Origin of the sequence: Chitinolyticbacter meiyuanensis (genome assembly GCF_008033135.1) — a bacterium.
Classification (GTDB): Bacteria; Pseudomonadota; Gammaproteobacteria; order Burkholderiales; family Chitinibacteraceae; genus Chitinolyticbacter; species Chitinolyticbacter meiyuanensis.
The window spans coordinates 630,573-643,258 of record NZ_CP041335.1; the positions used below are offsets into that span (position 1 = coordinate 630,573).

Genomic DNA, 12,686 nt, shown 5'->3' on the forward strand with positions numbered 1-12,686 from the left:
TCGTGGCCGCCACCGGGCATCTGAAAGAAATCCGGCGGCGGCGTGGTCTTGCTTTTCGGACGTACTGCTTGGCGTTACTTCTTCAGCTGCGCATTCCAGAACGCCACGGCAGCGTCGAGCGCGGCCTTGGCATCCTTGCGCCCGGTGACGGCGGCTTCGGTTTCCTCACGCAGGCGCTTGGTGAGGGGGGCCGGATCGTCGATGCCGAGGATGGCCAGCGTGCGCACGTTGGTGAGGTTCTTCGCGCCGATGGCCCGTGCCTGCTCCAGCGGGCCGGCATCGGCCGGCAATTGCTGAAAGTAAGGGTCGAGCGCGGCCTTGCGCGTGGAGGGGTAGGTGCCGCCGGTATCCTTGGAGAACGCCAGCTGGTTGGCATCGTTGGTGAGGAAGCGCGCGAACTTGCCGACCTCGGGCAGCAGCTTGGCATCGACGCCGCGAGGCACCACGAAGTCCATCAGCCAGCCACCCTTGACCACGCCGGTGGCACCGGGCGGCACCGGGAGCATCACGGTCTGGGCATAGATGTCCTTCGCGTCATCGCGCACCCGGGCGATGGCAGGTGGCGTGGTTTCCAGCATCGCCAGACGGCCGCCGTTGTAGGCGGCGATCGACACCTGGAAGTTGTCCTCGGCAAACAGGTTGTCCTTGAGCAGCGCGCCGGCCTTGTAGGCATCGGCAAACTCGCGCAACAGCGCCACATGGCGCGGCGAGTTGAACACCGCCTTGCCGTTTTCCAGTACCGGCAGGCCCTCGCCGAGGAAGATGCTCTCCACGCGCCCGAGCCGTGGCGCGAGGCCTGCAACACCGGCCTTCTGCCGGATGGTCTTGGCCACCTTGAGCTGGGCCGAGAGGTTGGCGATGGGCTGTTTCGGATCGAGCCCGGCCTTCTTGAACAGTGCGCCATTCACCGCCATCACGTCGGCCGAGTTGTACCAGGGGAAGGCGTAGGTCTTGCCGCCCCAGGTCACGTCGGCCAGTGCGCCAGGCATGTAGACGCCACGGTCGGTGCCGAGCAGCGCATCGATCGGTACGATGGCGCCGGTCTGCGCGTAGTCGTAGGCCCATTGCACATTGAGGTTGGCAAGGGCGGGCGGCTGGCCCGCGGCGACTGCGGCGGTGAACTTGGCGCGGATCACGTCCCACGGCAGGTCGGTCCAGACGATGTCGACGTTGGGGTTCTGCGCCTCGTAGGTCTTTTCGATGTTCTGGAAATAGGCTTCGAAGCGCGGCTTCATGCTCATGGTCCAGAACTCGATGCGGGTCTTGTCGGCCTGGGCGGCGCCGCTGGCGACAAGCGCGCCGATCACGAGCGCGATGGTGCTGTGTTTCATGCTTCCTCTCTCCTGTTGAGCGCGGGGTCGGTGCGCGTTTTTCAATCTACGGATCGCCCGGCATCGAACGGAACCGCCACCGGCGCATGCGGGCCATGCACGCAGCGCATGGCGGTGCGGTGCACCGTTCCCGCAAAAAGAAAGCCCCGCACGCGGCGGGGCCAAGGGGGATGGAAGACGTGCAGATGAAGCACCCAGAAGGATGCCGATGCATTAGCGCATGCCACTCACGGCTTTCACAGCGCCAGCGGCGCATTGCCGCAATGCACGCCATGCATGACGGCGGCCTGTAGTTCGGCCGGGCTGCCTACGCCGTCGCCACCGTCCTGCCGGTGATGGGCGGCAAGGTCGGCTTTGCCGGAATTGTGCTGTTGGCCGCGCGGGTGTGGTGAGCGTGCGGCCGAAAGCCGCGTGTTTCATGGCGCCTCGCGCGCGGTGCATGTGCTGCATGCGTGGCGCGCATGCAGCCCGTGCTGCCCGAACGGCATAAAGGGTTTAATGTATTGCCTAGGGCATGACTACATAAAAAAGCCGCACCGCGGCACCCGGAGGATGACCATGCTTGCTGCGAATCTCCAGCTCGATCTCAACCTGCTGCTCAGCCTGCAGGCGCTGCTCACGCAGGGCAGCGTGACGCGTGCCGCCGAAACGCTGGGCGTGACCCAGTCGGCGATGAGCCGTTCGCTCGGCCGGCTGCGCGAGGCCTTCGACGATCCGCTGTTCGTGCGGGCCGCCAACAAGCTGGCGCCGACGCCACGCGCCGAGGCGCTGCGCGAGCCGCTGAATGTGATCCTGCGTCAGATCGACCAACTGGTGGTGGCGCAGGATTTCAACCCGGCCACGGCGCGCGGCCGCTTCCGCGTCGCCTGTGCCGGCAGCGCTGAGCACGCGCTGCTGCCCGCCGTGCTCGGTACTGTGCTGTACGAAGCGCCGCAGCTGGAACTCGACGTGGTGCCATGGGAAGCGCACATCCTGGAGGCGATGTCCGATGACGGGCCGGATCTGGCGCTGGGCCTGGCGTTCGATGCGCCGGCCGATGTCTACCAACGCGTGGTCTGTCGCGACCGGATGATGTGCGCGCTGCGCGCCGATCACCCGGCCCTGGAGGGCGGCGAGCTGACGTTGGCACGCTATTGCGCCGCGCCGCAACTGCAGCTGCGGCTGGGCCAGGAGCTCTCCCGCATGGTCGATGATCGCCTGGTCGCGCTGGGGCAGACGCGCCGCGTCGGGCTGCAGCTGTCGCAATGCACGGCGGCGTTCGACCTGCTGCTCGACAGCGATCTGATCCTGACTGCGCCGGAACTGGTGCTGCGCAGCGCCACCGAGGGCCGACCGCGACTGCGGCTGGTGCCATTGCCGTTCGATGTGCCGCAATTGACGCTGTCGCTGTACTGGCATGCACGGCGTCACCACGATCCGGCGCACGTTTGGCTGCGCAACGCGCTGTGTGGCGGGCTCAAGGCCGAGTTCGACGCGCGGCGCGACACCTGGGCGGCGGTCGACTTGTCGCGCCTGGCTGCCGTGCAGCCGATGCGTCCGTTGCGGGGCGACGACCACGTGCCGTGCGCCGAGCCGCCGCGCTTCCCCCGCATCGGCAGCTTCTACCCGGCGTACCGCTGACATGAGCAATCCCCAAGTCATCCAGCGCCTGAGCGAGGCGGCCGCCACGCTGCTGCTGGCCGGTGTCTGCGCCACCACCGCGCTGATCGCCGGCAGCGAAGGCGCGAGGGCCAGCCTCGTGTGGCTGCCGGCCATCGTGGCGGTGATGCTCGCGCTATTGGGCTGTTCGCTGGCGGGCTCCGGGCTGCGTCGATGGCGGCGCGCCTGGCGCGAGCGCGTGCGGCATTGCCAGCGTTGCGGTGCCCATACCGAGTTCTGCCCGACCAACTGTTACATCCGCTACTACCGCTGCCCGCGCTGCGACGTGGGCCGTTGATCGCGCTGCGCGCTGCGGACCGGGCGGCAGTCTAGACTGAAGCCATTCCTTCGCCCGCCACCACCATGCCCGAAGCGCAATCGTTCTTCCTTGGCCGCCAGCCCATCGTCGATCGCCACCAGCACCTCGTTGCCTACGAGCTGCTGTTCCGCGATGGCACCGCCAACCGCGCCGAGGTGGAGGATGGCCTTGCCGCCAGCGCCAGTGTGATCAGTCACGCCTTCACCGACCTGGGGCTGACCGGCGTGCTGGAGGACAAGCTCGCCTTCATCAATGTCAGCGCCGAGCTGCTCTATTCGGATGTGATCGCGCTGTTGCCACCACAACGCGTGGTGCTGGAGCTGCTGGAGACCATCCCGCTCAGCGAGACAATGTACGCCCGCTGCCACCAGCTCAAGTCCGCTGGCTACCGGCTGGCGCTGGACGACGTGATCGCCGTCTCGCCGCAGCACGAGCCCTTGTTGCCCATGGTCGACATCATCAAGGTCGACCTGCCCGGCGTGCCTGCCGGCAAGCTGCCGGGCCTGGTGCAGCAGCTGCGCCAGCGGCCGGTGCAGCTGCTGGCGGAGAAGGTGGGCGATCCGGAACTGCAGCGCTGCTGCCACGACCTGGGATTCGATCTGTACCAGGGTTACCACTACGCCCGGCCGACCGTGCTGTCCGGCCGCAGGTTGCAGCCGGTGGAGGGGCAGCTGCTGCAACTGATGGCGCTGATCGGCGGCGATGCCGAGGTCGAGGAGATCGAGGCCGCGCTCAAGCGGGCGCCGGATCTGGCGGTGGGCCTGCTCAAGCTGGTGAATTCGGTGGCGAGCGGCCTGCCGGTACATATCCACAGCGTGCGGCACGCCATCACCATGCTGGGTCTTCGCCAGCTCTATCGCTGGCTGCAGATCCTGCTCTACGCGCAACAGGCGGCGCAGGGCCAGGGCGACCTGCTGCTCTATACCTCCGCCACGCGCGGCCGCTTCATGGAGTTGCTGGCGCATGCGCGCGCGCCGGCGGACAAGCGCCTGGGTGACAAGGCCTTCCTCGTCGGCATGCTGTCGTTACTCGATGTGTTGTTTGCCCGCCCGCTCGGCGAATTGCTGGCGGAGCTGCATCTCGCTGGCGATGTGCTGACCGCATTGCGCGATGGCGAAGGCGCGCTGGCCGAACTGCTGACGCTGGCCATCGCGGTGGAGCGCGGCGATCTCATCGCCATCGGGCGCTGGCTGGCGCAGCACCCTGATGCCAGCACCGGCGTGCTGAACCGGCTGCAGGTGGAGGCTCTGCAATGGGCCGCGGCCATCGGCCGCGACGGCATGGTCAACTAGGCGCTTAGTCCGCCATCCGGCGGCGGAATACCCAGGTGTCGGTGTTGCTGGCGTCGGCCACATAGCGGTATCCGTCGAGATCGAATGCCTTCAGCTCATCGACCTCGGTGAGGCCGCGTTGTGCCGCGTAGCGCACCATCAGGCCGCGTGCCCGCTTGGCGTAGAAGCTGATGATCTTGTAGCGATCGCCCTTCCAATCCTCGAACACCGGCGTCACCAGCCGATGCTTCACCCGACGGGCGCCGACCGACTTGAAGTATTCGTCGCTGGCAAGGTTGACCACCACCTTGTCCGCCTGTTTGTTCACCGCCTTGGCCAACGTCTCTCCCCAGAACGCATACAAATCCTTGCCGTGTTCGTTCGCAAGCCGGGTGCCCATTTCCAGCCGGTAGGGCTGGATCAGATCGAACGGCTGCAGCAGACCGTAGAGCCCGGACAGGATGCGCAGGTGACGCTCCAGATACTGGCGTTCGCTATCGTCCAGGCTGTAGGCATCGAGCCCCTCGTACACGTCGCCGTTGAAGGCGAACACGGCGGCGCGGGCGTTGTCCGGCGTGAACGGCGGTTTCCAGCCGTGATAGCGCCCGGCATTGAGCACGGCGAGTTCGTCGGAGATCTCCATCAGCGCGGAGAGTTCGGCTGGCGCCATGGGCTTGAGCAGCTTGACCAGCGTTTTCGACTGCTTCAGGTATTGCGGCTGGGTGTGGTGGCCGGTCGGCAACGGCGAGGCGTAGTCCAGCGACTTGGCCGGAGAGATCAACATCAACATCGGGGCGGATTCTGGAGGGTGGGGGAACGCGGGGCGATGATGCGCGATGCCACCGGTCGCGGTCAAAGGTAGGGTGTCACCTTGCGTTCGAGCAGCGTGACGAGTTCGTCCTGCAAATAGCCGTAGTCGTCCGGGATATCGAGGCAGACCACCTTCTTGCCATTCAAGTGAGCGCGGAACTGTTGCGACAGCTTGCTGCGGTGCTTGCGTTCCATCACGAAGATCACTGTTGCCCAATCGATCTGCTCGGCGGTGAGCAGCACATCGGCATCGTGGCCCAGTCCGGCCGAATCGGTGTCCACGCCCGGCCGCTGCGCGAACACCTGCTCGGCGGTCGGGCTGCGGCGGCGGTTGTGGGTGCAGAGGAACAGCGCCCGGATCATGACTCAGCCCCTTAGCAGCAGATAGAGCACGCTGGCGATCAGCGTGGCGCCCAGCAGTACCAGCACCCGGTACTGTCGGCGTAACCGCAGCGTGAGCTGCGCATTCTGCTGCGCCAGCGCCTCGATCAACCGTGCACTTTCCTCCTGCCGGGTGGAGAGTTCGATCAATACCCGGCGGTTGTCCTCGACCAGCGTTTCCAGCGTGGCGATCCGTTCCTCGGTGGAGCCGCTGGGGTTGATCTCGATCTCCACCGGTGGTGGTGGCGGCGTCTGCGCGCGGCGGAACAGCTTGCGGCTCGCCTCCAGGATGCGCGGTGCGTTCTCGATCAGCACCGCCCAAGGGATGGCGGCAAGCCAGACCGGCGCCGGCATCAGGTTTCCACACCGGCATCGCGCAGCAGCGCGGCCAGCTCCATTGCTGTCTTCACGTGCATCTTTTCCAGGATGCGCGCACGGTGCACTTCGACGGTCTTCATCGAGATCGACAGGTCGTCGGCGATCTGCTTGTTGAGCCGGCCGGTGAGGATGAGCTTCATCACCTCGCGCTCGCGCGGCGTCAGCGCGGAAAGCCGGCCTTCGACCTGGGATTTCGCATGCCACTCGTCACGGTGCGTCGCATCGGCAGAGAGCGCCTTTTCGACCAGGTCGACGATGTCGTTGTCGTTGAACGGCTTCTCGACAAAATCGGTGGCGCCGCCCTTGAGCGCCGACACGGCCATCGGCACGTCGCCGTGGCCGGTGAGGAAGATCACCGGCGGGGTATACGTGTATTCCTTGAGCTTCTCGAACAGCTCCAGCCCGCCCATGCCGGGCATGCGCACGTCCAGGATCAGGCAGCCGAAACGATCGGGGCTGTAGTCGGCCAGCAGGGCCTCGGCGCTGGCGAAGGCCTGGGCCTCGTGATTGCGGGTGGAGAACAGCCAGACCAGCGCATCGCGCAGCGCGTCGTCGTCGTCGACGACGGCAATCCGTCGGTTAAGGCTCATGGGCTTCGGTCTCCTCGGCGAACGGTACGGTGAAGATGAAGCGGCAGCCGCCACCCGGGTTGGCTTCGGCCCACAGCCGCCCGTGATGGTGCTCGATGATGGAACGGCAGATGTTGAGCCCCATCCCCATGCCGCTGTCCTTGGTGGTAAAGAACGGCTTGAACAATTGTTCCAGCTGTTCCGGCGCGATGCCAGTACCGCGATCGGCAATGGCGACACGCAGATTGCCGTCGATGCGGGTCAGCGTGATTGCCAGCTGGCGCTGCTCGGCCGGCGTGGCATCCATCGCCTCGAGCGCATTCTTGATCAGGTTGAAGATCACCTGTTCCAGCATCACCGCATCGGCATAGAGTGGCGGCAATTCGCCGGCCTGGGCGATGGAGACGTCGACACCGCGGCGCACGATCTCGTGGCCCAACAGGCCGAGCACCGTATCGAGCAGCGTGCCGATGTCGCAGCGCTTGCGATGCGGCGCGCGGCGCTGCACGAATTCGCGGATGCCGCGGATGATCTGGCCGGCGCGCTTGGCCTGCTCGCCCATCTTGTCGATGGCCTGGTCGAGCTGGGCGAGGTTGGGCACCGGTGCCGCCAGGATGTTGCGGCAGCCCGAGGCGTAGCTGGTGATGGCGCCGAGCGGCTGGTTGAGTTCGTGTGCCAGGCTCGACGCCATCTCGCCCATGCTGATCAGCCGGGCGGTCTGCTGCAGCGCTTCGTTCTGTCGCCGCTCACGTTCGGCCGCACCCTTGAGCGCGGTGATGTCGGAGGCGATCTCCAGCCACACCGCGGTGCCATCCACCCACACGCTCTGCCGGCTCTTGATCTGGTACCAGTGCTGGCGGTAGCCGTCGTACCACTCGGCATCGATCGGGGGCTCGGCGCGGCGCGGCACGAACGGCACCACGCAGCAGCGGCCGCGCCAGTCCGGCAGGCCGAAGGCACGGTCGAACTGCTGGTTGCTCATCAGCAATTCGCCGCTTTGCGCATCCGACACCGCTACGGCAGCATCGAGCCCGTTCATCACGGTGACGAAGCGCTCGTGCGACGCCTGCAACGCCTCGCGCTCGCGCCGCAGCTCGGTCACGTCGTACATCGAGCCCATCCAGCCGATGTGCTGGCCGTTGCCATCGATCAGTTTGGAGGCGTACACGTGCACGTCAAAGCGCTCGCCGTTGCGGCGCATGAAGCGAGTGGAGAAGCCGTTGCGGTCGAGCCGGCCGGCGAGGATGGCGTCGAACACCGCCTCGCAGCGTTCCAGCTCTTCTGGCGGCCAGTAGGGCATGGGCGGGTGCTGGCCAATCAGCTCCTCGGCGCTGTAGCCGACCATCTCGCAGAAGGCGCGGTTCACGTAGAGCACGCGCCCGTGCTTGTCCATGGCCCTGAGGCCCGTGACCAGCGAATCCTCCATCGCATTGCGCAGCGCGGTTTCCGATCGCAGCCGCGCCTCGGCCTCCTCGCGCACCCGCATCATGCGGCCCAGCGCCCAGGTCGAGGCCAGCATCGCCAACGCCAGCGCGAACACGATCCACGGCAGTGTCTCGGTCACCGGGTTGGTAGGTGTCTGGTAAACCTCGGCCTTCAGCGTGAGGCCGACCGGAGGCTCGTTGAGCGCGATATGGCCGATCACGCCAGCCGGATCGAGCTGGCGCTGGAACTTGGAGGCGAGCGGCGTGTTGTCGGCGCCGTACAGCGTGATCTGATAGCGCTGGGCGATCCACCAGGGCACCTGCTGTTGCAGCAGGCGGTCGAGCGCCAGCACCATCACCAGCACGCGGCGCCGGTCGGCAGTCTGGGCGGCATAGATCACGCGCGGCTGGCCGTGCGATACCCAAACCTCGCCCCAGCCTGGCTCGCCGCGATAGGGCAGCGCCCAAGCGGCCTGCGTCGCGTGCCATTCGATATGGCCGGCGCGGTCCTGCACCGACAGGCCGACCACTTCCGGACTGGTCTGCAGCAGCGACAGCACTCGTGCCTGGAAGATGGGCGAGCGGTAGTCCGAGCCGGACAGCGTGGCCGCAAGGCCATGCACCGCATCGCGGTCGATCGCCACCTGCTGCTCGATCGCCTGCTTTTGCCACAGCAGATCCTGCTCCAGCAGCGAGGCCCGCTGTTCCGCCGCTTCACCCCGGGTCAGCAGCAGGTAGCCGGCGAAGGCAAGCGTCACCAGCGCGGCCAGAAGGCCAGGCACCAGGGCAAGCCAGCGATGGGAGCGGGGAGGAGACACGCTGGAACTCGTTCGATGTTAGGTGAGCAGGTTATCTCAGTTCACATGAGTAGCGCGGCTGGTGAAAACCACAACTTCGGTTCCCGAAAAACATACGATCTACGTTGTATTTGCGCTAATCCTGACAAGTGGAGAAGGGAAGTGCAGTGGGATGTACTAGAATCCGGCCCGTCTTGTTGACCAAGCCCGGCAGAAACGCTTGTCCTAGGTCAAGTTTGTCAGCAAGGGTAGTGGTGCATCATTCCTTGTGATTGGTACACGCATCCATAAGAGAAATAAAAAAACTTACAAAATCTAACCTTGAGTTGCGCATGAGATCGCTTATGGAAGCGACAACAGACATTCAAACATATCGTTCATCAGGGGGTTTATTAATGTCCAATCTATCTACCAAAGTATGGATTGCATCCAGCTTGGCGGTGCTTCTGATTGCTTGCGGCGGTGGCGGTGGCGATGGAGCAGCTCCCACTCCGGCTCCTACGCCCACTCCGACTCCTATACCGGATGCTACTTACGCATCGTGTCTTGACACACTGCCTGCTAACCAATGGGGTGCAGGCACGCCAGCGCCGGGCCGCAACGATTTCTGGCGAGAAAATCGCGTGTTGACTTCAGCTGCGACACCGGTAGTGACGACCAATCGTATCCTGACCGTAGATCGCGCTGCAGCCAATTCGACATTTCAGGGGCAGACCGTTCGCCGGTACGACGTAACCTACTGGGATAATGGCTCGGCGACCCCGAGTGGTACCGAGTTCAACTACGACGTGGTCGACAATGCCGGCGTGACCCAGCGTTACTACGGTTACGAAGACGCAGACAACCTTCCGCCTTTCTATGGGGCCTATAAACCCCAATCGACGTATAGCCTTGCCGCAGTCAACGCAATGGCTAAAGGAGCAAGCTATAGCTACACCAATCGTCGCGAGAATGTGGGTTGGAATGCCGGAGAATTTGTGACCGAAAATGTAACGATCGAATACTTCGGTCTTGCTACGGTGACGACTACCGCAGGCACGTTCAAGACTTGTCATACCAAGACCACCACAACGGCTGATAGTGCTAGTGCACCCAACTTCAAGTTGCAGCTGACTGAAGAAATCTGGCAGACCAAGGATGTTCGCATCAAGCGCGTTTCGTCCGAGCGCCAATACAATCATGCCGATATACTGCAATGGGGACGTGATGCCGATGAGGTCGTAGTTGGCTATATCAAGAATGGTGTGGCGTACGGCAATGTGGCAACGCCCTAATTAAGGAATTTTTAGTTGTGATCGAAAACCGGTGGGCTGTCCCACCGGTTTTTTTTTTGCTCGCGCAATCTGATTGCTTGTCCCTGCACAGTTCGTAGCCGAGTTCTTGTGCGCATCTTACAAGATGAACGCACTAGCCAAAAAACGCCTGAACTTAATAGACGTTTAAGTCCAACGCTGGCATTTGACTTTACGTGGAATATTGGCGACAGGCCCGGAGGCGGCTGGCCCAAATGGGTCTATACCAGAAGGCTTCTGTGATTTATGGCCGGACCGCATTCGCCAGTGGCTTGCCTGCAGCGTAGTCCGCCACGTTCTGCATCACGGTGGTGGCGATGTTCGAGAGGGCTTCGTCGGTGAGGAAGCCCTGGTGCGAGGTGATGACCACGTTGGGGAAGGTGGTCAGCCGCGCCAACACATCGTCCTGCACGGCGGAGCCGGAGAGGTCCTCGAAGAACACGCCTTCCTCGTACTCGTAGACATCGAGCCCCACCCCGCCGAGCTGGCCGCTTTTCAGCGCGTCGAGCAGTGCGGCGCTGTCGATCAGGCCACCGCGGCTGGTATTGATGATGACGGCGCCCGGCTTCATCGTTGCCAGCGAGGTGGCATTGATCATGTGTCGTGTTTCCGGGAACAGCGGCGCGTGCAGGCTGATCACGTCGGCGCTGGCGAGGAGCTCGGGCAGACTGACGAAACGGCAGCCGAGCGCTGCTTCGTGCGCAGGATCCGGCGATCGGTCATACGCAATCACCTGCATGCCGAAGCCGCGGGCGATCTGCATCGCTGCGCGGCCGATCTTGCCGGCGCCGACCACGCCGAAGGTGCGGCCATGGAGGTTGAAGCCGACGAGGCCGTCGAGCGAGAAGTTGGCATCGCGTACCCGGTTGAACGCGCGGTGCGTCTTGCGCACCAGCGTCAGCAACAGCGCGAACACGTGCTCGGCCACCGCTTCGGGCGAGTAGGCCGGCACACGGGTGACCACGATGCCGAGCCGGGCGGCGGCGGCGACATCGACACCGTTGTAGCCGGCGCTGCGCAGCGCCACATGGCCGACGCCGAGGCGCTTCAGTTCGAGCAGCGTGGCTTCGTCGACCCGATCGTTGACGAAGGGGCAGACCACGTCGAAGCCGGCGGCCAGCGGCACCGTGCTGCGGTTGAGCCGATCCTCGAAGAACTCCAGTTCGTAGCCGGCGCCGTTGGCGGCGGTCAGTGCGGCACGGTCATAGCGCTTGCTGTCGAATACGGCGATGCGCATGCGCGGGCTATTCCCAGGAGAAGTTGGTGTGATTGGCGGTCAGATCACGGCCGTTCCAGTGGTGGCCGTTGAGCTGTTTGCACACGGTGGCGATGGCGGTGTCGCCCAGGTCCAGCTTGACCAGGGCACCGGTGCGCTCCGGGCCTTCCTCGATCACGATCTCGCCGATACCGGGCACGCCCTGCTCGGTGAGCAGCGTGCGCACGTCGTCGCTGGAGGTACCAGGGGGCAGGTTGCCGATCAGAATCTGCATGACAAAGTCTCCGGTTGGGAAAGGCGTGGGGGATGCTCAGTGTCGGGCTGGGGTGTGTGCGTGCTGCCGCAGCGTATCGAAGCGCCGGGTGCTGCCGAGGTAGCCGGGCGCCACCGCTTCCAGCGCGGTGGGTGTCCATCCGAGTTCCGGGGCGAAGCCGGGGGCGTGCACGTTGTCGACCTTCATCGAATCGAGGTTGTCGTGACTCAGTGGTGGATTGGGCAGCAGTTGCATGGCGCTGGCCTGCAGGCGTGCGGCCCAGTCCGGCAGGCCGAACACCAGGCGGCGATGCCCGGCTACCCGCCCGGCATAGCGCACCAGCTCGGCTAGGGTATACACCCTGGGCCCGACCAGGTAAAGCGTATGCCCGGCAAGTTGCGCTTGTTCGATGCCGGTGACGAAAGCGCGTGCCACATCGCCCACCCATACCGGTTGGAAACGCGCGGTGCTGCTGGCCAGCGGCACGCAGGGGGCCAGCCGCTGCAGCGCGGCGAACACGGTGAGGAAGCTGTCGCCGCGACCGAACACCACCGAAGGGCGGTAGATAGTCCAGGCGAGACCGCTGGCGCGCACCACAGCCTCGCCATCGCCCTTGCTGCGCTGGTAGCGCGAGGGGCCATTCACGTCGGCGCCGAGTGCGCTCATATGCAGATAGCGCCGCACGCCGGCCATGGCGCAGGCGTTGACAATGCGCTCGGTCAGCTTGACGTGGACCCGCTCGAAATCGGCTGTACTGCCCTGCAGGATGCCGACCAGGTTCACCACCGCGTCATGGCGCGGCACCAGCTCGGCGAGCTGGCTGCTGTCATGCACATTGGCCTCGACCAGCGTCAGCCCTGGCAGCTCGAGTAGTTGCTCGCGGTGCGCTTCACGATTGCGGCTGGGGATGGTCACCGTATGGCCATGGTCGGCCAGCTGGGCGGCGATCTGCCGGCCGATGAAACCACTGCCGCCGATCAACAGCACATTGCTCGTCATGATGGGCT

The 12,686-nt window shown here is 64.8% G+C and carries 13 protein-coding genes; 4 read left to right on the forward strand and 9 right to left on the reverse strand.

The genetic code is table 11. The features are described from left to right. Positions 1-74: 74 nt before the first annotated feature. A complete protein-coding gene (locus FLM21_RS02970; protein WP_148714138.1) occupies positions 75-1,331 on the reverse strand; it encodes an ABC transporter substrate-binding protein in 1,257 nt (418 codons plus the stop codon). Between the two features lie 558 nt (positions 1,332-1,889). On the opposite strand from FLM21_RS02970, the gene FLM21_RS02975 reads away from it, so the two are divergent. From FLM21_RS02975 to FLM21_RS02985, 3 genes are all read left to right on the forward strand, one after another. Further along, positions 1,890-2,951 (forward strand): LysR family transcriptional regulator, encoded by a 1,062-nt coding sequence (locus FLM21_RS02975; protein ID WP_187360057.1) that lies wholly within the window; start codon positions 1,890-1,892, stop codon positions 2,949-2,951. A 1-nt stretch (position 2,952) separates the two neighbouring features. Beyond that, positions 2,953-3,267 carry a hypothetical protein gene (locus tag FLM21_RS02980; protein ID WP_148714140.1) on the forward strand — a complete coding sequence of 105 codons (315 nt, stop codon included), beginning with the start codon at positions 2,953-2,955 and terminating at the stop codon, positions 3,265-3,267. 65 nt (positions 3,268-3,332) lie between these two features. Continuing rightward, positions 3,333-4,580 carry an EAL and HDOD domain-containing protein gene (locus tag FLM21_RS02985; protein ID WP_148714141.1) on the forward strand — a complete coding sequence of 416 codons (1,248 nt, stop codon included), beginning with the start codon at positions 3,333-3,335 and terminating at the stop codon, positions 4,578-4,580. 4 nt (positions 4,581-4,584) lie between these two features. On the opposite strand, the gene yaaA is transcribed toward FLM21_RS02985, so the two are convergent. The 5 genes from yaaA to FLM21_RS03010 all read right to left on the reverse strand — a co-directional run bounded on the left by yaaA (position 4,585) and on the right by FLM21_RS03010 (position 8,903). After that, complete coding sequence (gene yaaA / locus FLM21_RS02990; RefSeq protein WP_148714142.1) at positions 4,585-5,349, reverse strand: peroxide stress protein YaaA; 765 nt, start codon at positions 5,347-5,349, stop codon at positions 4,585-4,587. 62 nt (positions 5,350-5,411) lie between these two features. Then, positions 5,412-5,732 (reverse strand): low molecular weight protein tyrosine phosphatase family protein, encoded by a 321-nt coding sequence (locus tag FLM21_RS02995; protein WP_148714143.1) that lies wholly within the window; start codon positions 5,730-5,732, stop codon positions 5,412-5,414. A 3-nt stretch (positions 5,733-5,735) separates the two neighbouring features. After that, on the reverse strand, positions 5,736-6,104 hold the full coding sequence (locus tag FLM21_RS03000; RefSeq protein ID WP_148714144.1) for a hypothetical protein: 369 nt from the start codon (positions 6,102-6,104) through the stop codon (positions 5,736-5,738). Continuing rightward, on the reverse strand, positions 6,104-6,718 hold the full coding sequence (locus FLM21_RS03005) for a response regulator transcription factor (protein WP_148714145.1): 615 nt from the start codon (positions 6,716-6,718) through the stop codon (positions 6,104-6,106). Before FLM21_RS03005 ends, FLM21_RS03000 begins: the two co-directional genes overlap by 1 nt. Further along, positions 6,708-8,903: a PAS domain-containing sensor histidine kinase gene (locus FLM21_RS03010; RefSeq protein WP_148714146.1), complete on the reverse strand. Its 2,196-nt coding sequence runs from the start codon at positions 8,901-8,903 to the stop codon at positions 6,708-6,710. The genes FLM21_RS03005 and FLM21_RS03010 overlap by 11 nt, the downstream gene beginning before the upstream one ends. 347 nt (positions 8,904-9,250) lie before the next feature. Here FLM21_RS03010 and FLM21_RS03015 point away from each other — a divergent pair, with 347 nt between their 5' ends. Beyond that, positions 9,251-10,192 carry a hypothetical protein gene (locus FLM21_RS03015; protein WP_148714147.1) on the forward strand — a complete coding sequence of 314 codons (942 nt, stop codon included), beginning with the start codon at positions 9,251-9,253 and terminating at the stop codon, positions 10,190-10,192. A gap of 262 nt (positions 10,193-10,454) precedes the next feature. On the opposite strand, the gene FLM21_RS03020 is transcribed toward FLM21_RS03015, so the two are convergent. Genes FLM21_RS03020 through FLM21_RS03030 form a run of 3 tightly spaced genes read right to left on the reverse strand, consistent with a single transcriptional unit; the run spans position 10,455 to position 12,678 of the window. Continuing rightward, entirely contained in the window at positions 10,455-11,447 is a 993-nt protein-coding gene (locus tag FLM21_RS03020) for a 2-hydroxyacid dehydrogenase (protein WP_148714148.1), read from the reverse strand. A gap of 7 nt (positions 11,448-11,454) precedes the next feature. Beyond that, the gene (locus tag FLM21_RS03025) at positions 11,455-11,700 is read right to left on the reverse strand and encodes an RNA recognition motif domain-containing protein (RefSeq protein ID WP_148714149.1); all 246 of its coding nucleotides are present in this window, start codon (positions 11,698-11,700) and stop codon (positions 11,455-11,457) included. A 36-nt stretch (positions 11,701-11,736) separates the two neighbouring features. Continuing rightward, positions 11,737-12,678 (reverse strand): complex I NDUFA9 subunit family protein, encoded by a 942-nt coding sequence (locus FLM21_RS03030; protein WP_187360058.1) that lies wholly within the window; start codon positions 12,676-12,678, stop codon positions 11,737-11,739. Positions 12,679-12,686 lie beyond the last annotated feature (8 nt).